This window comes from Stenotrophomonas sp. 220_Sma (assembly GCF_056487375.1).
This window is the reverse complement of sequence record NZ_CM151348.1, coordinates 1,293,360-1,310,501: the sequence shown is the minus strand read 5'-3', so window position 1 is coordinate 1,310,501 and position 17,142 is coordinate 1,293,360. Positions and strand designations below refer to the sequence as shown.

Here is a 17,142-nt window from a genome sequence, read left to right as displayed (position 1 = left end):
TTCCCTGCCCCACGCGCATCCTGACCCCTTCCCCTCCGCCAACGATCCCGCCCCCATGAAGAAATTTGGCAAGGCCCTGCTCGCCCTGCTCGTGCTGCTGTTGCTGGCCGCCGCGCTGTTCCTGTACTGGCCGCTGACCCAGCGCTCGGTGCCCGCCGCCAGCAACGACAAGCCCGTCGACGTTGTGCTGGTCGGCGCCGGCATCATGAGCATCACCCTGGCCACCTACCTGCAGGAACTGCAGCCGGACTGGAACATCCAGGTCTACGAACGCCTCGACGGCGTCGCCGGTGAAAGCTCCGACGGCTGGAACAACGCCGGCACGGGCCACTCGGCCTTCGCCGAACTGAACTACACCCCCGAACTGCCCGACGGCAGCATCGAGACCAAGCGCGCGGTCGGCATCGCCGAATCGTTCGAGGTCTCGCGCCAGTTCTGGTCGCACCAGGTGAAGGAAGGCCGGCTGAGCCAGCCCAGCGACTTCATCAACCCGACCCCGCACATGAGCTTCGTCTGGGGCGATGACAACATCGCCTACCTGCACAAGCGCCAGCAGGCCCTGGTGAAGAATCCGCTGTTCTACGGCATGCAGTACTCCGAGGATCCGGCACAGATCAAGCAGTGGGCACCGCTGCTGATGGAAGGCCGTGACCCGAAGCAGAAGGTCGCCGCGACCTGGATGCCGCTGGGCACCGACGTCAACTTCGGTGTGATCACCCGCCAGCTGACCACCGGCCTGCAGCGCAGCCCGAACTTCAGCCTGCACCTGAACCACGAAGTGAGCGCGCTGCGGCAGAACGCTGACAAGAGCTGGAACGTGACCGTGAAGGACCTCAAGGCCGGAACCGAGTCCACCACCCACGCCCGCTTCGTGTTCATCGGTGCCGGTGGCGCCGCGCTGAAGCTGCTGCAGATGTCCGGCATTCCGGAATCGAAGGACTACGCCGGCTTCCCGGTCGGTGGCCAGTTCCTCGCCTTCCAGGGCCAGGACGTGACCTCGCGCCACGGTGTGAAGGCCTACGGCATGGCCGAAACCGGTTCGCCGCCGATGTCGGTGCCGCACCTGGATGCGCGCAAGCTGGACGGCAAGCCGGTGGTCCTGTTCGGGCCGTTCGCGCTGTACAGCACCAAGTTCCTCAAGCACGGCTCGTGGTGGGACCTGTACTCCTCGGTCACCCACAACAACGTTGGCCCGATGCTGGAAGTGGGCAAGGACAACCTGGACCTGGTGCAGTACCTGATGGCCCAGGCACGCCTGAACGATGCCGATCGCCAGGCCGAACTGGTCAAGTACTTCCCCAATGCCAAGCCGGGCGACTGGAAGCTGGTCACCGCCGGCCAGCGCGTGCAGATCATCAAGCGTGATCCGCTGAAGGGCCCGGTGCTGCAGTTCGGTACCGAGATCGTGACCGACAAGGACCACACCATCGCCGCCCTGCTCGGTGCCTCGCCGGGTGCATCGACCTCGCCGCCGATCATGCTGGACCTGATGGCCAAGGCCTTCCCGGACCAGATGAAGGCCGGCTGGGAAACCCGCCTGCGCGAGATCGTGCCGTCGTACGGGCGCAAGCTCAACGACAACGCCGCGCTGGTCAACGAGATCCGCACGCTGACCAGCCAGACCCTGCGCCTGCCGTACCTGGAGGTGCCGGTGGATGCGGACGCGGCATCGCCCGCTCCTGCGGTGGTGCCGGCAGCGGTTCCGGCACCAGCCAAGGAAAAGCGCAACGCCAACGAGGAACTGCAGGCGCTGTAAGCCTGGCAGATTCCCTGCAGCAGACACGGACGGCCACCTTCGGGTGGCCGTTCGCGTTTGGGCCGCTCCCTGCTGCAGAAAGCGATGCCCGGCGCCGGGAATCCTATGCACAATGACGCGAATTGTAATGTTGTTAAGAATTATTTACATTTGCGCCCTGCGCAGTGACCGCGCCCCTCCCAGATGGACCTGATGTGCCCGAAGCCGCCGCCCCGGGTGCTGGACGACTGTTGCCGCCCCCTTCCCGTCTCCGAGCTTCGAACCCACCATGTCCCTGACGTTCCGTAACCGCCTGCCCCGCCGTGCGCTGCTGCCGGCTGCCCTGCTCTCTTCGCTCGCGCTGGTCGCGTCTCCGGCGTTCGCCGAGGCCGCCGCCGATGCATCCGACGCCAAGACCCTGGACCGGGTCAGCGTCCGTGCCGAGCAGTCCGCTCCGCCATCCAGCACCACCCGCCTGCCGATCACGCTGCAGGAAACCCCGCAGTCGGCCACTGCGATCAGCCTGAAGCGCCTGCAGGACGAATCGCTGTTCAGCATCAACGACGTGATGCGCAACGTCACCGGCGTCAGCGTGTCCTTCTATGACACCCAGCGCCCGCTGTACTACGCACGCGGCTTCGCCATCACCGACTTCCAGGTCGATGGCATCCCGACCTACAGCGGTTCCACCAACCAGGAATACGACACCGCCTTCTACGACCGCATCGAAGTGATCCGCGGTGCCAACGGCCTGCTCAGCGGCGCCGGCGTGCCGTCGGCCACGGTGAATCTGCTGCGCAAGCGGCCGGGCAAGGAGTTCGATGCCTCGTTCGCGGTCAGCGCCGGCAGCTGGGACTATCGGCGCATGGAGGCGGACGTGACCGCGCCGCTGACCGATGACGGCCGTTTCCGCAGCCGCGTGGTCGCCGCCTATACCGATCGTGGCCTGTATTACGACCGCTACGACGAGAACAAGATGGCCGGCATGGCGGTGCTGGAAGGCGACGTCACCGACAGCACCACGATCACCCTCGGTTACCAGAGCCAGGACAACAATCCGACCGGCTCGACCTGGGGCACCGTGCCGTTCTTCGACAACCAGGGCAATTTCGCGCACCTGCCGCGCTCGACCAACCTGTCGCCGAAGTGGAGCTACTGGAAGCGCGAGAGCAACACTGCCTTCGCCAACCTTGAACAGCGCTTCGGCGACAACTGGCTGTTGAAGATCAACACCGCCTACACCCGCGGCAACGTTCAGAATGTGCGCCTGTACGGCACCGGCAACCCGGACCCGGTGACCGGCTCGGGCATCTTCCTGCGCGCGGCCGCCGGTGATTCGAAAGACACCCGGCGCAACGTCGATGCCTACCTGACCGGCAGCTTCGATCTGTTCGGCCGCGACCACGATGTGACCCTCGGCGCACAGTGGTCGGACCTGGAAGGCACCACCAACACCCTGGCGCTGAACTTCCCGAACGATTGGGCACGCTGCGGCGGCGAACGCTGCTACTACATTCCCAACGTGTACAGCTGGAACGGCGACATCTCCGAGGTCACCTACCGCCGTACCGGCGCGCGCCGCGTGGCCAAGACCACACAGAGTGGCGTCTATCTGGCCACCCGCCTGCGCCTGGCCGATCCGCTGTCGCTGATTGCCGGCGCACGCCTGAGCCGCTGGGAAACCCTCAGCCGCTCCTACAACGCCGCAGGCGCCTACACCGGCACCAGCGGTGCATACAAGGTGAGTGATGAAGTCACCCCGTACGTGGGCCTGGTCTACGACATCACGCCGAACGTCTCGGCGTACGCCAGCTACACCGAGATCTTCAACCCGCAGAACTTCAAGGACCGCAACGAGAACCTGCTGGCGCCAGTACAGGGCTCGAACCTGGAAGCGGGCATCAAGACGCAGTGGTTCGATGGCCGCCTGACCGCCAATGCCGCCGTGTTCGAAGCCAAGCAGGACAACTACGCGGTGCGTGACATGGGCGTGCCGGAGGGTTCGCTGAGCGATGGCACCTCCGCCTACGTCGGCGTCAACGGCACCAAGGCGCGCGGTTGGGAGATGGACGTCAATGGCGAGATCCTGCCGGGCTGGACGGTCAATGCCGGCTATACCCACGTCAAGGTCACCCGCGCCGCCACCGATCTGCTGTACGCCAACCCGCCGGAGGATCTGTTGCAGCTCAACACCCAGCTGCAGCTGCGCGGTGCGCTGGAACGCCTGAGCGTTGGCGGTGGCGTGCAGTGGCAGAGCAAGGTGCAGGGCTACAACATCGCCTACCCGCTGGGCGGCACGGTGACGGTGAACCAGCCGGCCTACATGCTGGTGCAGTTCAACGCCAACTACCGCATCAGCGACAACTGGACGGCAACCCTGAGCGTGCGCAACGCACTGGACAAGACCTACTGGGCGAATCTGGACTACAACAACTACGGCGAACCGCGCTTCGTGTCGGCCAGCCTGCGCTGGAAGTTCTGAGGGGCCCGCGAACCGGTGGGTGCCTGGTGGGTGCCGACCGTTGGTCGGCACCCACTCCGCCACGACCCACGGTCGTGACCTACCTGAATGGGCCCGCATTCGCGCGGGCCCTGCTTTTTGCTGCAGTGCGGGTTGCATGCCCGACTGTAATTATGCCGTAATTACATCGACACCAATCGGAAGCCGGTCGATGAACCCGAGCTGGGATACGTTGGAACGCAGCCGCCAGGCCCGCCTGGAACGTGCCGCGCCGTGGGCCCGGGGACGTGAGGTGGCCGCCACCGACGTGGGCGAACTGCTGCACGCGCTGCTGGAGCCGGGCGACAAGGTCTGCCTGGAAGGCAACAACCAGAAGCAGGCCGACTTCCTCGCCCAGTGCCTGGCTGACCTCGATCCCGCGCGGGTGCATGACCTGCACATGGTGCAGTCGGTGCTGTCACTGCCCTCGCACCTGGATGTGTTCGAACGCGGCATCGCCTCGAAGCTGGACTTCTCGTTCTCCGGCCCGCAATCGGTGCGGCTGGCCAACCTGGTGGCCGAAGGGCGCATCCAGATCGGTGCCATCCACACCTACCTGGAACTGTTCGGCCGCTACTTCATCGACCTCACGCCCCGCGTAGCGATGGTCGCCGCGCAGGCGGCCGACCGCCACGGCAACCTCTATACCGGCCCCAACACCGAAGACACCCCGGTGATCGTCGAAGCAACCGCGTTCGGTGGCGGCATCGTCATCGCCCAGGTCAACGAGATCGTCGACACCCTGCCCCGCGTCGATATCCCTGCTGACTGGGTCAACTTCGTAGTGCAGGCGCCGAAGCCGAACCACATCGAGCCGCTGTTCACCCGCGACCCGGCGCAGATCTCCGAGATCCAGGTGCTGATGGCGATGATGGCGATCAAGGGCATCTACGCCGAGTACGGCGTCAACCGCCTCAACCATGGCATCGGCTTCGACACCGCGGCCATCGAGCTGCTGCTGCCGACCTACGCCGAATCGCTCGGGCTGAAGGGAAAGATCTGCCAGCACTGGGCGCTCAATCCACACCCCGCACTGATTCCGGCGATCGAATCGGGCTTCGTCAAATCGGTGCATTCGTTCGGTTCCGAACTGGGCATGGAGAAGTACATCGCCGCACGCAGCGATGTGTTCTTCACCGGTGCCGATGGCTCGATGCGCTCCAACCGCGCGTTCTCTCAGACCGCCGGCCTGTATGCCTGCGACATGTTCATCGGTTCCACCCTGCAGATCGACCTGCAGGGCAACAGCTCCACCGCCACGCGCGACCGCATCGCCGGCTTCGGTGGCGCACCGAACATGGGCTCCGATGCACGTGGCCGCCGCCATGCCAGCGAGGCCTGGGTCAAGGCCGGCCAGCAGGCCGCACGCCCCGGTGAGATGCCGCGTGGCCGCAAGCTGGTGGTGCAGATGGTGGAAACCTTCCGCGAACACATGGCACCGGCCTTCGTCGATCGGCTGGACGCCTGGGAGCTGGCCGAGCGCGCGGACATGCCGCTGCCACCGGTGATGATCTATGGCGACGACGTCAGCCATGTACTGACCGAAGAAGGCATCGCCAACCTGCTGCTGTGCCGCACCCCTGAAGAGCGCGAACAGGCGATCCGCGGCGTGTCCGGCTATACCGCCGTGGGCATGGGGCGCGACCGCGCGATGGTGGAGAACCTGCGCGACCGCGGCGTGATCCGCCGTCCCGATGACCTCGGCATCTCCGTGCGCGATGCCAGCCGTGACCTGCTTGCGGCGCGTTCGGTGAAGGACCTGGTGCGCTGGTCCGGCGGCCTGTACGACCCGCCCAAGCGCTTCCGCAACTGGTAAGGGGCTGAGCATGGAAACCCTCGACTATCGATTCGAAGGACACACGGCGGTGCAGTTTCCGCGCGATGCAGTGCTGGTCGGCGTACTGGCCTCGGGCAATCTGGAAATCCTGCTGGAACCGGCCGCACTGGACGGCGCGATGACGGTGCGCATCATCACCGCCGCGCAGGGCTTTGGCCGCGTCTGGGAGGCGGTGATCGGTGATTTCGCACAGCGCCATCCACTGCGCGATGTACGCGTCTCGATCAACGATGCCGGTGCGACCCCGGCGGTGGTCAGCCTGCGCCTGGACCAGGCAGTGGAAACCCTGCTTGCTGGAGATCCACGATGAGCCGGACGCAGCGCCACAGTTACTACGAAGCCGATGCACGCGAGCGCATCGCCGGCCTGGCCGACGCCGGCTCGTTCCGTGAATTCCTCGGCCCGGCGCGGCGGATGATGAGCCCGCACCTGGCACAGCTCGACCAGCCCGCGGCGTTCGACGACGGCATCGTTGTCGGCGAAGCCACACTGCGCGGCCGACGCGTGCTGCTGGCCGCACAGCAGGGTGAATTCATGGGCGGCGGCGTGGGCGAGGTGCACGGCGCCAAGTTGACCGGGCTGCTGCACCGTGCAGCGGAAACCCGACCTGACGGTGTGCTGCTGCTGCTCGATACCGGCGGCGTGCGCCTGCACGAAGCCAACGCGGGGTTGATCGCCATTTCCGAGATCATGCGCGCCACGCTGGATGCGCGCGCTGCAGGCGTCCCTGTGGTGGCGCTGATCGGCAGCGGCAACGGCGCATTCGGTGGCATGGGCATCGTCGCCCGCTGCTGCAGCACGGTGGTCATGTCCGAGGAAGGCCGGCTGTCACTGTCCGGGCCGGAAGTAATCGAGACCGTGCGTGGTGTGGAAGAGTTCGATTCCCGCGATCGTGCGCTGGTCTGGCGCGTAACGGGAGGCAAGCACCGCTACCTGATCGACCAGGCACAGGTGCTGGTGCCCGATGCCATCGAGGCGTTCGCGCAGGCTGCCAGCAATGCGCTGCAGCCCGATACCAGCAGCACCGATCCAGATACTGCACTGGCCGCGCTGCAGGAACGCCATGCGGCACTGAAGGCGCGCGTGCAGGCCTGGGGCGATTGCCGCGATGGCCTGGAGATCTGGGCGCGGCTGGGTATCACTACCCCCGAGCGACTGCCGCTGCTCGACACCGATGCGTTCCTCATCGCCACCGCCGACCGGAGCCTGCCATGAGCATGCCGCTGCAGACCCTGCTCGATGCCCTGTTCCCGCATGGGCATGCCATTGCCGTGAACGATTCGGTACTGACCGGAACCGCCATCACCGACGACGGCGAGGTGACCGTGATCGGCACCGCCGACAAGCTCGAAGTCGGCGTGGACCACGCATTGGCACTGGCCGAAACCGTGCTTGCCAGTACCGCCGCGCTTCCACAGCGACCGATCGTGATGCTGGTGGACACCGCTGGCCAGCGCCTGGCGCGGCGCGACGAACTGCTTGGCATCAACGGCTGCTTCGCGCATCTGGCACAGACGCTGGATCTCGCGCGTCGACGTGGCGCGCGGCTTGTCACGCTGGTCTATGGTGAATCCGTCAGTGGCGGCTTCCTCTCATTCGGCCTGATGGCCGACCACATCCACGCCCTGCCCGATGCACAGGTGCGGGTGATGGACCTGCGCGCGATGGCGCGGGTGACCAAGCAACCGCTGGAGAAACTGCAGGCACTCAGCCAGACCTCGCCGGTGTTCGCGCCGGGCGTGGAGAACTACGTGGCGATGGGTGCGGTGGAATCGCTGTGGGAGGGCGATCTTGCCCAGCACCTGCTGCAGGCGCTGCGCACGCCCGCCGAAGGCGACCTGCGTGCCGCACGCGGCGCACAGCGCGGCGGCCGTGCCCTGGCGGCAGGGGTTTCATCTGCGGTGGCCCACGGCGATGCCTGAGCGGCCCGCCCGCCACACGCTGGCCTGGCTGTCGGCCGATGCCGACTGGCGGGCTGACGTGACTGCACAGGAACCACGCCTGGCAGCGTGGTTCGCGCAGGGCCTGCCGGCCATGGTGGCGCGCTGTGCGGCGGACGACCCCGACCCTCGGCTGCGCCTGGGGGTACCGCTACCGCCAAGCGAAGGCAAGCAACGGCTGGCGCTGCGCGTGGCCCTGCAGGAGGTCCAGCAGCTGCAGCCTCCCCCTGCCTTGGATCACGTTCTCGCCGGCGGCGTTCCGGCGGATTGGCAGGCGGCGTTGCAGGCAATGCTGCGGCTTGCACCAGCCCGCGTATTCGGCGCCTTCGCATGGCAGCACCTCACCGGACTGCCCTATGTGCACCCGCGCTCGGACATCGACCTGCTGTGGCAGGTGGATGACGCGCGCCAGGCCGACCTGCTGGTCGAACGCCTGCAGCACTGGGAAAGCGCCTATGGGCATCGCGTGGATGGCGAACTGTGCCTGGTGGATGGTGGCGCGGTGAACTGGCGCGAATACGCCGGTCGCAGCCGCGAAGTACTGGTCAAACGCATTGATGGTGCCGCTCTGGAACTGCGCGAGGCCTTGTTCAACGCCACTGGAGTTGTCGCATGAACGCCGTCGTGAAGCGCGTCGCCCGGTCCACCCCGGCGGTGGACAGCGCGCGCCTGGGGCGCCTTGCCATCGCCAGCCTGCACGCCGAACTGGCCCTTGCCCCCAAACCGGGACTGGTTACACCGTTCGATCGCGGCAGCCACCACGACATGGATGCCGGCACCTTCCTGCGCAGCCTGTTCGCGTTGCGCCACTATTTCATCGCCGTGGCCGACGCCGGTGCCAGCGCGGCGCCGTTCCAGACGCTGCGCCGGCATGGCATCGCCGCCGAGATATCGATGCTGCACGCCACTGCGGGCATCAACACCCATCGCGGTGCGATCTTCAGCCTTGGCCTGCTGGTGGCCGCGTCCGCTGCCTGCTGGGGCCGCGCGGGCCGTGTCGCCGCAGCCGAGCAGGTCTGCCAGGAAGTGCGCCGTTGGGCGGCCGAGCTCGCCGACGCGCCTCTGGATGCGAACAGCCCTGGCCAGCGCGCGCGTGCACGGCACGGCGTGCAAGGTGTGCGCGAACAAGCGGCCGCCGGCTACCCGCTGCTGCGCGAAGTGGCACTGCCTGCCCTGCGCCACGCACTGGCCAGCGGCCTGCCACGCGGGGCCGCGATGTGCCAGACCCTGATGCAGCTGATCGCGTGCGTGGATGACCTCAACCTGCTGCACCGCGGCGGCGCCGACGGCCTGCGCTGGGCCCAGCGGCAGGCACGCACCTTCCTGGACGCCGGTGGCACCTTCGCGCCGGACTGGCAGGTACATCTGCGTCGCATCGGTGACGGCTTCGTCATGCGCCGGCTGAGCCCGGGCGGCAGCGCAGACCTGTTGGCCTGCAGCGTGTTCCTGCTGCAGCAGGAGCAGGCATGAGCCTGGCCCTGCTCTGCCCTGGCCAAGGCGCGCAGCACGCGGCGATGTTCGATCGCGTGCGCGATCTGGCTGCCGCGCGGCCGGTGCTCGATGCCACGAGCGAACTGCTCGGCCGCGATGTATTCGCCGCTGCGGCGGCCGACGACCGCTTCGACAATGTGCGGGCGCAACCACTGCTGTGCGCAGCAAGCCTGGCGCATTGGCAGGGCCTGCGCGAGGTATTGCCAACGCCGACGGTGATCGCGGGTTACAGCATCGGCGAGCTGGCCGCACATGCCATCGCCGGCGGCGTCGATGCGGCCACCTGCCTTGCCCTGGCTGCGCAGCGCGCGCTGTTGATGGACAGTGCCAGCCCCGCCGATGCAGGCCTGCAGGCAGTGCTTGGCCTGGAACGCCATGTACTGCAGCCGCTGTGCGATCTGCACGGAGCGCACGTGGCCATCGCCAACGGGCAGGACCATTTCATCGTGGGCGGCACGCACGCCTCATTGCAGCGGCTGGCCGATGCCGCGCGGCCGCAGGGTGCGGACATCCGTCCACTGCCGGTGCACGTGCCTGCACACACACCGTTGCTGACAGCGGCGGTCGCACCGTTCGCTGCCGCACTCGACGCCTCGCCACTGCAGGCCCCACGCCTGCCGCTGCTGGCCGGCATCGATGCGCGACCGGTGCGGGATCGCGCAACGGCAGTCCACACGCTGTCGGCGCAGCTCGTGCAGACCATCGAATGGGCGCAGGTGATGCGCCAGGCCTTCGAGCGTGGCGCGCGGGTATTCCTGCAGCTGGGCCCGGGCAACGCATTGGCGCGCATGGTCGCGCCGGCCTATCCGTGCTGCGAGGTGCGCGCGGTGGAAGAGTTCCAGAGCCTTGAAGGCGCCGCGGCGTGGGTCCGCAGCGCGCTGGAGCGACTGCAGTAACGGGTTCGAGCAGTACGTATCACGCAACACGCAGTACGTCGCCTTACCCCGGGATGGCGGGTCTCCATCCGCGCTGTACGTGAGTCACGTGTCTGGGAGGGCGCATGAGTCCACAAATCGCAACGATCATCGGTCTGGTGATCATGTTCATCGTCGCCACCGCGATGCCGATCAACATGGGTGCCGTCGCCTTCGCGCTGGCCTTCATCATCGGCGGGCTGTGGGTCGACATGGGCGGCAAGGAGGTCCTGGCCGGCTTTCCCGGCGATCTGTTCCTGACCCTGGTCGGCATTACCTATCTGTTCGCCATCGCGCAGAAGAACGGCACCATCGACCTGCTGGTGCACTGGGCAGTGAAAGCCGTGCGCGGCCATATCGTGGCCATTCCGTGGGTGATGTTCGTGATCACCGCGGTCCTCACTGCGTTCGGTGCACTGGGCCCGGCGGCGGTCGCGATCATCGGCCCGGTCGCGCTGCGCTTTGCCAAGCAGTACAACATCAATCCACTGATGATGGGCCTGCTGGTCATCCATGGTGCGCAGGCGGGCGGCTTCTCGCCGATCAGCGTGTACGGCAGCATCACCAATGGCGTGGTGCAGAAAGCCGGGCTGGAAGTGACCGAGATGGCGGTGTTCCTGACCAGTCTGGGCTTCAACTTCATGATGGCGACGATCTGCTTCTTCGCCTTTGGTGGCATCGCCCTGCTGCGCCGTGGCTCGATCACCGCAGCAGGAACGCTCGGCAATGCCGAGCTGGCGATGGCCGGTGGCCCGCAGGCGTCGTCGCGCCAGTTCGCGATCGAAGGTCATGGCGCGCTGGTCGCGGCAGGCGGCGGCACGCTCAGCAATGATCCGGTGGCACTGGATGCGGTGAACCTGACCCGCGAGCGGTTGTTCACCCTGATCGGCCTGCTCGGCCTGGGCGTGGCCGCGCTGATCTACAACCTCAACGTCGGCCTGGTCTCGATCACCGTGGCGGTGGCGCTGGCGCTGCTGTCGCCACAAAGCCAGAAGGGTGCGGTCGATGGCATCAGCTGGTCCACCGTGCTGCTGATCTGCGGCGTGGTGACCTACATCGGCGTGCTGGAACATGCCGGCGCGGTGGACTTCATCGGCAACGGTGTGTCCGACATCGGCATCCCGCTGCTCGGTGCGCTGCTGGTCTGCTACGTCGGCGGCATCGTCTCCGCATTCGCTTCGTCGGCGGCGGTACTCGGCGCGACGATTCCATTGGCGGTGCCGTTCCTGATGCAGGGCCACCTCAGCGCCGCCGGCGTGATCTGCGCGCTGGCGGTGTCATCCACCATCGTCGATGTCAGCCCGTTCTCGACCAATGGCGCACTGGTGGTGGCCTCGGCAGCGAAGGAAGAGCGCGAGACCCTGTTCCGCCGCTTCCTGGTGTACAGCGGCCTGGTGGTGGCCCTGGGGCCGTTGCTGGCCTGGCTGGTGTTCGTGGTGCCAGGCTGGATGTAACCACCCAACGTTAGTGCCGGCCGCTGGCCGGCACTCTCATGAAGCCATCCAGCAATCATGGGTTGCCGGCCAGCGGCCGGCACTACCTGGCGGTACACTTCCACCATGGCCATTGCCCCTGCCCCGCGGTCACCGAAGAAGCGCGCACCCCTGTACGAAGAGGTGGCCGAACACGTGCGCGAGCGCATCTACGATTACCGGCTGCCGCCGGGCGAGTGGATCGACGAGCCCGCGCTGTGCGAAGAACTGGGCATCAGCCGCACACCCCTGCGCGAGGCGCTGAAGCTGCTGGCCGCCGAAGGCCTGGTGCAGATCGATGCGGGTCGTGGCAGCCGGGTCACGCGACTGACGCTGGAAGACCTCAACCAGCTGTTCCCGGTGATGGCGATGCTGGAAGGCCGCTGCGCGCATGAGGCGGTGAAGCACATCGACGACGCCGGCGTGCAGCAGCTGGAAGACCTGCATGCAGCGATGGAAGCAGCGGCGGCCGAGGGCAACATCGCCGAGTACTACCGCAACAACTACCTGATCCACGAAACCGTGCAGCACTACGCGGGCAACCCGTGGCTGATCCGCATCACCCACGACCTGCACCGCATCCTGAAAATGCACCGTGGCCGCCAGCTGTTGACGCCGGGCCGCACCGCGCAGTCGTTGGCCGAACACCGCGAGTTGATGGAGTGCTTCCGCCGCCGCGACGCGCAGGCTGCCGAACGCACCATGGAACGCCATCTGCTGAGCCAGGGCCAGGCGCTGGCCGCCTATGTGGCGGCAGGCGGGCTGCTGAACGTACCGGCGCCGTTGCCGACCGAAGGCGGCGGCTGAGCTGTTGAGGTTGCCGGCCAGCGGCCGGCACTACCGGCCGCAGCCAACCGCTGTTCTGTAGAGTCGAGCCATGCTCGACTGCCTTTCGATCAGGCACCGAGGCGTTGGAGCGAAGTGCAGTCGAGCATGGCTCGACTCTACAGAGACCTCAATCGCTGCAGCTGCCAGCACCACCGTCACTGCTGCCGCCGTCGCTTCCACAGTCGGAGCTGCTGTAGCTGTGATGACTGTGGCTGTCCCCGGAATAGCCGCCGGAGAAATCGGCGGGCCCACCGCCACTGCCATCGCTCCGCGCGGGTGAGCCATCGGCCGTGGCCACCGTCATGCACAGGATCGCACCGACCAGCGGCAGCAGCCAGATCAGCAGCAACTGCACCGTCCGGCCGCCCGCCGACAGGCCATCACGCCTGACGATCACCACGGTAGCCACCACGTTCAGGCCCAGCACCAGCAGGACCAGCAGAAGGGCAACGATCAGCATTCGGCGACTCCGTGCCTGGACTGGGGGCATTATGGCCTGCCACCCCGGCAATGGCCCTGCCTGTCATGAAGATGGGACAATGTAGGGCGCGCCGGCCTGCCCCGTGGCCGCCGGCGCCCCCCGCACCACACGGAAGAAGAAGAACAACAACATGCTGAAAGTCATTTTCGATACCGACCCGGGCGTCGACGACGCCCTGGCCCTGCTGTACCTGCACAAGCACGCCCAGATCGACCTGATCGGCGTCACCACCACCTTCGGCAATGCCTCGGTGGAGTCGACCACGCACAATGCGCTGTACCTGAAGCAGGCCTGGGGCTTTGCCGCTCCGGTCGCGCGCGGTGCCGGTGGCCCGCTGCAGCCGGAAGCCACCCCGGAAGCCTGGCCGGTGCACATCCATGGCCACAACGGGTTGGGAAACCACCCGGTGCCCGCCAACCTGGACGTGGCCGCCGATGCGCGCCCGGCCCACCAGCTGATCATCGACCTGGTCCGCGCCCATCCGGGCGAGGTGACCCTGGTCGCGGTCGGCCGCATGACCAACCTGGCCCTGGCCCTGCAGCAGGCCCCGGACATCGCCGGCCTGGTGCGCGGCGTGGTGATCATGGGTGGCGCTTTCCACGTCAACGGCAACATCACCCCGGCCGCCGAGGCCAACATCTGGGGCGATGCCGAAGCCGCCGACGTGGTGTTCACTGCCAGCTGGCCGGTCACCGCGATCGGTCTGGACGTGACCACCCGCGTGGAAATGGACCGTGACGGCCTGGACACGCTGGCTGCCATCGGCGGTGCCGACGCCGAGCTGGTCCGTGCGCTGTCGCAGGACTACGTGGACTTCTACCTGCAGGCCGGCCACAAGGGCATGGTCGTGCACGACTGCTGCGCGTGCATCGCGCTGACCCGCCCGGAGCTGTTCCAGTTCGAGCGCGCCAGCGTGCGCGTGGCCACCGACGGTGTCGCCCGCGGCATGACCATTCCCAAGCCGGAAGGCCTGGCGTTCGGTCCCAGCGTGTGGGATGGCCACGTGGTGCAGTCGATTGCCATCGGCGTGGATGCGGCCGCGGTACTGGCCGACATCGAGCAGACCCTGAAGGTCTGACCCGCTAGCGCTTGGCCCTGCCCGGGACCGTCTCGGGCAGGGTCCACAGCACCGGCAGCACCAGCACCGCCACCAGCGCGATCATCGCGCCCGGCGCCGCTGCCCAGCCGCTGCGCTCCACCCACCATTGCGCCAGCCAGGGTGTTGCGCCGCCGAAGAAGGCGGTGGCCATGGTCACCCCCAGTGCCAGCCCGCTGACCCGGCCTTCGCCGGGGAACTGTTCAGCCGTGGCAGGGGCCGCGACCGCGCTCACGCCACCGGCCACGCAGGCCAGCAGCACCGCCGCCAGCGCGATGCCCAGCGCCGTCGCCTCCGCCATCCACGCGAACAGGGACAGTGGCAGCAGCGCCGCCAGCAGAGTCAGACCCAGCAGCATCGGGCGTCGCCCGACGCGGTCGGACAATGCGCCGCACAGCGGCGTGATCGCAATGACCGCCACTGCCGCAATCGTCGACAGCCACAGTGCATCACCTTCGTCATGACCCTGCGCATGCAGGAATGCCGGCACATAGGTGATGCCGACGTAATAAGTGATCGATCCCAGCGCCGAGATCGCAAACGTGCGCGCTACCGCCAGCGGGTGGTTACGCAATACGTGGCGAAGCGGCGTAGCCGGAATACTGCCCTCGCGACGCTGGCGTTCGAACTCCGGCGATTCGTGCATGCCCGAGCGCGCGACCAGGATCACCAGTGCCAGCGCGGCACCGAAGAAGAACGGAATGCGCCAGCCCCAGCTGTCCAGCTGCGCGGTGGGCAACAGCGCCACGGTCAGCGCGGAGATCGCTACCGCCAGTAGCGCGCCCACTTCACTGGCCGCCGATGCCAGCGAGGTCACCAGGCCACGTCGCCGCACCGGCGCGCTTTCCAGTAGATACGCCACCACGCCGGTGTACTCACCGCCCACCGAAAACGCCATCACGCAGCGCAGTACCAACAGCAGCACGCCCGCCGTAGTGCCCGCCGTGGCCGCTGTCGGCAGCAGCGCGGTGGCCAGCATCGCCGCTGCCATCAAGGCCATCGATGCCAGCAGCATCCAGCGCCGGCCCAGGCGATCCCCCAGGTGGCCGAAGCACAGTGCGCCCAGCGGGCGCATCAGGTAGGACACCGCAAAGCCGGCCAGGGTGACCAGCAGCGCCTGCTCGCCACCACCGAAGAACACCCGCGACAGCACCGTGGCGAAGTACAGATACAAGGTGAAGTCGTACCACTCCACCACCGTGGACAGGCCGGCCACCCACATCGAGCGCTGCCGCTCGGCAGTCATTGCGTGTTCGCCTTCAACAGCCTCGATCCCGGTTGCGCAGGTTCGGGGAGGATGTCACGGCCGGGGTGAAATACCGGTCATCGGCTATCCGTCGCCTGCATGTACTGGGTTTCATGGCCGGTGAATCGCTCACCGTCAAAGCCGAAGCAGAAGCGTCCTTCCTCGAACACGCGGTAGACCAGCAACGCACCATCAAGGCAGAACTGTTGCTGGTCCACACCCGTTTCCAGGGTCCCGTAGCCGGTGGCGTCTCCGCCCTTCCCCGCCGGGCCGGTGAAGGCATCGATCGGCAATGGCGTGGCGCGTCCGGTGCGGGTGTCGACCAGCACCAGCGTGCGCTGGAAGTACTCGGGACGATCATCGACCTGTACCAGCAGATAGTGCTGGTTGAAATTGGGCTTCTGATGCTGGAGAGCTTCTTCAATGGCTGCGCGGTGCCGCGCATCGCAGAAGTCGACCGGGCTGTAGCGGTAGCTGCAACCGTCGTGGTCGTAGGGCAGGTTCATGCCGGAATAGCTCACGCCTGCCTGGCTGCTCGCGTCATCTCCCAGCTCCGGCGTGCTGCACAGCAGCCACGAGCGCTGCGCATCCTCCGGGTCGGCCATCAGCTTCGGTTCGCGGCCCTGCTCGTAAGACGCGCCGCCCGGAAATTCCTGCCCGAAGCGCTGGCGGACGATGGGACGTGCCTTCTCCAGCGGCAGGCCGATCTTCACGCCACGGAACGAGACGAAGGTCATCGTCGGCAGGATCACCTCCTCCACCGGCAGTCCCTTCCACTGCCCCTGCACGCAGAACGTGGCGATCTCGCTCTCTTCGTCCACCTTGCAGGGCTTCGGCGCATTCGTGGCCAGCCAGGGATGTGCCGGACGCTCGGTCTGCTGATCGATGTACCAACCGTCCAGCGCACAGGTCGGCAGGGCATCGAGCAGCGGAGAGAGGTCTTCTGCCATGGCCGGGGCGGCAAGCGGTGTGCCCGCTGCGGGTGCTCCGGTCGGCGCATCGGTTGTGCGCTGGCATGCCGCCAGCGCGAGCAGACCAACCAGCAGCGCGACGTGGCGCGGACGCCGGATTGAATGATGCGCTCCCTGCATTGCGTGTTTCCTGGTTTCAGAACCCAGTGCAGATGATCGCCGATCCGGGGCCGGCTGGGACGCTGGGTGCTGCGCGACCTCCACGCATGGCGTGGAGCTACCCGGTGTGCTGGCTTGCCGCCCTGTAAGCGGCGTAGGCATCGAGGATCTTCTGCATCCTGGCCTGCTGCTTCACACTCATCGGTGCCCGTTGCACACGCTTCAGCAGCGTCTTCCACATATATCCGGAACGGAAGAAGTAAGGCCGCACCTCAAGGAAAGTCAGCACGACATCCACCGTATTCGGATCCTGCTCAGCCAGTTGCTTCAGTGCATTGGCGTAGCCACCCGGGAACGCAAGCTGTTCATAGCGCTGGTTGTATTCCGCGCAGGCTGCCGCGTGCTGCTGCATTTCTTCCGGGCCACGCCAGCGCGCGCCAGCGGCTTCGCGGATGGCTTGGCGCAGCCGATTGATCTCGTCCGCATTGGCGCGGATCAGACGTTCCATGGGTGCGCGGGGATGGGACATGGT

General features: G+C 66.9%; 16 protein-coding genes. 12 read left to right on the top strand and 4 right to left on the bottom strand.

What is annotated here, in order from left to right:
• Window positions 1-55: 55 nt before the first annotated feature.
• From mqo to ACZLIB_RS06200, 11 genes are all read left to right on the top strand, one after another.
• Entirely contained in the window at window positions 56-1,756 is a 1,701-nt protein-coding gene (mqo, locus tag ACZLIB_RS06250; protein WP_121503932.1) for a malate dehydrogenase (quinone), read from the top strand.
• Between the two features lie 268 nt (window positions 1,757-2,024).
• A complete protein-coding gene (locus tag ACZLIB_RS06245; protein WP_478469406.1) occupies window positions 2,025-4,217 on the top strand; it encodes a TonB-dependent siderophore receptor in 2,193 nt (730 codons plus the stop codon).
• Window positions 4,218-4,407: 190 nt separating this feature from the next.
• A complete protein-coding gene (mdcA, locus tag ACZLIB_RS06240; protein WP_478469404.1) occupies window positions 4,408-6,051 on the top strand; it encodes a malonate decarboxylase subunit alpha in 1,644 nt (547 codons plus the stop codon).
• Window positions 6,052-6,061: 10 nt separating this feature from the next.
• Window positions 6,062-6,382 carry a malonate decarboxylase acyl carrier protein gene (mdcC, locus tag ACZLIB_RS06235; protein WP_049398883.1) on the top strand — a complete coding sequence of 107 codons (321 nt, stop codon included), beginning with the start codon at window positions 6,062-6,064 and terminating at the stop codon, window positions 6,380-6,382.
• The gene (locus ACZLIB_RS06230; protein WP_121503934.1) at window positions 6,379-7,287 is read left to right on the top strand and encodes a biotin-independent malonate decarboxylase subunit beta; all 909 of its coding nucleotides are present in this window, start codon (window positions 6,379-6,381) and stop codon (window positions 7,285-7,287) included. The genes mdcC and ACZLIB_RS06230 overlap by 4 nt, the downstream gene beginning before the upstream one ends.
• Before the next feature lie 2 nt (window positions 7,288-7,289).
• Window positions 7,290-7,994, top strand: coding sequence for a biotin-independent malonate decarboxylase subunit gamma (gene mdcE, locus ACZLIB_RS06225; RefSeq protein ID WP_478469912.1), 705 nt, complete (start codon window positions 7,290-7,292; stop codon window positions 7,992-7,994).
• On the top strand, window positions 7,987-8,628 hold the full coding sequence (mdcG, locus tag ACZLIB_RS06220) for a malonate decarboxylase holo-[acyl-carrier-protein] synthase (RefSeq protein ID WP_049398881.1): 642 nt from the start codon (window positions 7,987-7,989) through the stop codon (window positions 8,626-8,628). The genes mdcE and mdcG overlap by 8 nt, the downstream gene beginning before the upstream one ends.
• Window positions 8,625-9,482 (top strand): triphosphoribosyl-dephospho-CoA synthase MdcB, encoded by an 858-nt coding sequence (mdcB, locus tag ACZLIB_RS06215; RefSeq protein WP_049422771.1) that lies wholly within the window; start codon window positions 8,625-8,627, stop codon window positions 9,480-9,482. Before mdcG ends, mdcB begins: the two co-directional genes overlap by 4 nt.
• A complete protein-coding gene (gene mdcH / locus ACZLIB_RS06210) occupies window positions 9,479-10,399 on the top strand; it encodes a malonate decarboxylase subunit epsilon (RefSeq protein WP_125893749.1) in 921 nt (306 codons plus the stop codon). Before mdcB ends, mdcH begins: the two co-directional genes overlap by 4 nt.
• A gap of 104 nt (window positions 10,400-10,503) precedes the next feature.
• Complete coding sequence (locus tag ACZLIB_RS06205; RefSeq protein ID WP_032127621.1) at window positions 10,504-11,871, top strand: SLC13 family permease; 1,368 nt, start codon at window positions 10,504-10,506, stop codon at window positions 11,869-11,871.
• 105 nt (window positions 11,872-11,976) lie between these two features.
• Window positions 11,977-12,696 (top strand): GntR family transcriptional regulator, encoded by a 720-nt coding sequence (locus tag ACZLIB_RS06200; RefSeq protein ID WP_012510388.1) that lies wholly within the window; start codon window positions 11,977-11,979, stop codon window positions 12,694-12,696.
• Window positions 12,697-12,844: 148 nt separating this feature from the next.
• Here ACZLIB_RS06200 and ACZLIB_RS06195 read toward each other — a convergent pair whose 3' ends face one another.
• Window positions 12,845-13,177 (bottom strand): hypothetical protein, encoded by a 333-nt coding sequence (locus ACZLIB_RS06195; RefSeq protein WP_478469402.1) that lies wholly within the window; start codon window positions 13,175-13,177, stop codon window positions 12,845-12,847.
• A 151-nt stretch (window positions 13,178-13,328) separates the two neighbouring features.
• Between ACZLIB_RS06195 and ACZLIB_RS06190 the strand changes: the two genes are divergently transcribed.
• The gene (locus ACZLIB_RS06190) at window positions 13,329-14,276 is read left to right on the top strand and encodes a nucleoside hydrolase (protein ID WP_478469401.1); all 948 of its coding nucleotides are present in this window, start codon (window positions 13,329-13,331) and stop codon (window positions 14,274-14,276) included.
• A 4-nt stretch (window positions 14,277-14,280) separates the two neighbouring features.
• On the opposite strand, the gene ACZLIB_RS06185 is transcribed toward ACZLIB_RS06190, so the two are convergent.
• The 3 genes from ACZLIB_RS06185 to ACZLIB_RS06175 form a co-directional block, all read right to left on the bottom strand.
• Window positions 14,281-15,540 carry an MFS transporter gene (locus tag ACZLIB_RS06185; protein ID WP_478469400.1) on the bottom strand — a complete coding sequence of 420 codons (1,260 nt, stop codon included), beginning with the start codon at window positions 15,538-15,540 and terminating at the stop codon, window positions 14,281-14,283.
• A gap of 77 nt (window positions 15,541-15,617) precedes the next feature.
• Complete coding sequence (locus tag ACZLIB_RS06180) at window positions 15,618-16,631, bottom strand: hypothetical protein (RefSeq protein ID WP_478469399.1); 1,014 nt, start codon at window positions 16,629-16,631, stop codon at window positions 15,618-15,620.
• Window positions 16,632-16,728: 97 nt separating this feature from the next.
• Window positions 16,729-17,139: a hypothetical protein gene (locus ACZLIB_RS06175; RefSeq protein ID WP_478469398.1), complete on the bottom strand. Its 411-nt coding sequence runs from the start codon at window positions 17,137-17,139 to the stop codon at window positions 16,729-16,731.
• Window positions 17,140-17,142 lie beyond the last annotated feature (3 nt).

Bases quoted from the DNA above. Each gene is read 5' to 3' on its own strand.
- mqo (WP_121503932.1), top strand. From the start codon at position 56: ATGAAGAAATTTGGCAAGGCCCTGCTCGCCCTGCTCGTGCTGCTGTTG.
- ACZLIB_RS06245 (WP_478469406.1), top strand. From the start codon at position 2,025: ATGTCCCTGACGTTCCGTAACCGCCTGCCCCGCCGTGCGCTGCTGCCG.
- mdcA (WP_478469404.1), top strand. From the start codon at position 4,408: ATGAACCCGAGCTGGGATACGTTGGAACGCAGCCGCCAGGCCCGCCTG.
- mdcC (WP_049398883.1), top strand. From the start codon at position 6,062: ATGGAAACCCTCGACTATCGATTCGAAGGACACACGGCGGTGCAGTTT.
- ACZLIB_RS06230 (WP_121503934.1), top strand. From the start codon at position 6,379: ATGAGCCGGACGCAGCGCCACAGTTACTACGAAGCCGATGCACGCGAG.
- mdcE (WP_478469912.1), top strand. From the start codon at position 7,290: ATGCCGCTGCAGACCCTGCTCGATGCCCTGTTCCCGCATGGGCATGCC.
- mdcG (WP_049398881.1), top strand. From the start codon at position 7,987: ATGCCTGAGCGGCCCGCCCGCCACACGCTGGCCTGGCTGTCGGCCGAT.
- mdcB (WP_049422771.1), top strand. From the start codon at position 8,625: ATGAACGCCGTCGTGAAGCGCGTCGCCCGGTCCACCCCGGCGGTGGAC.
- mdcH (WP_125893749.1), top strand. From the start codon at position 9,479: ATGAGCCTGGCCCTGCTCTGCCCTGGCCAAGGCGCGCAGCACGCGGCG.
- ACZLIB_RS06205 (WP_032127621.1), top strand. From the start codon at position 10,504: ATGAGTCCACAAATCGCAACGATCATCGGTCTGGTGATCATGTTCATC.
- ACZLIB_RS06200 (WP_012510388.1), top strand. From the start codon at position 11,977: ATGGCCATTGCCCCTGCCCCGCGGTCACCGAAGAAGCGCGCACCCCTG.
- ACZLIB_RS06195 (WP_478469402.1), bottom strand. From the start codon at position 13,177: ATGCTGATCGTTGCCCTTCTGCTGGTCCTGCTGGTGCTGGGCCTGAAC.
- ACZLIB_RS06190 (WP_478469401.1), top strand. From the start codon at position 13,329: ATGCTGAAAGTCATTTTCGATACCGACCCGGGCGTCGACGACGCCCTG.
- ACZLIB_RS06185 (WP_478469400.1), bottom strand. From the start codon at position 15,540: ATGACTGCCGAGCGGCAGCGCTCGATGTGGGTGGCCGGCCTGTCCACG.
- ACZLIB_RS06180 (WP_478469399.1), bottom strand. From the start codon at position 16,631: ATGCAGGGAGCGCATCATTCAATCCGGCGTCCGCGCCACGTCGCGCTG.
- ACZLIB_RS06175 (WP_478469398.1), bottom strand. From the start codon at position 17,139: ATGTCCCATCCCCGCGCACCCATGGAACGTCTGATCCGCGCCAATGCG.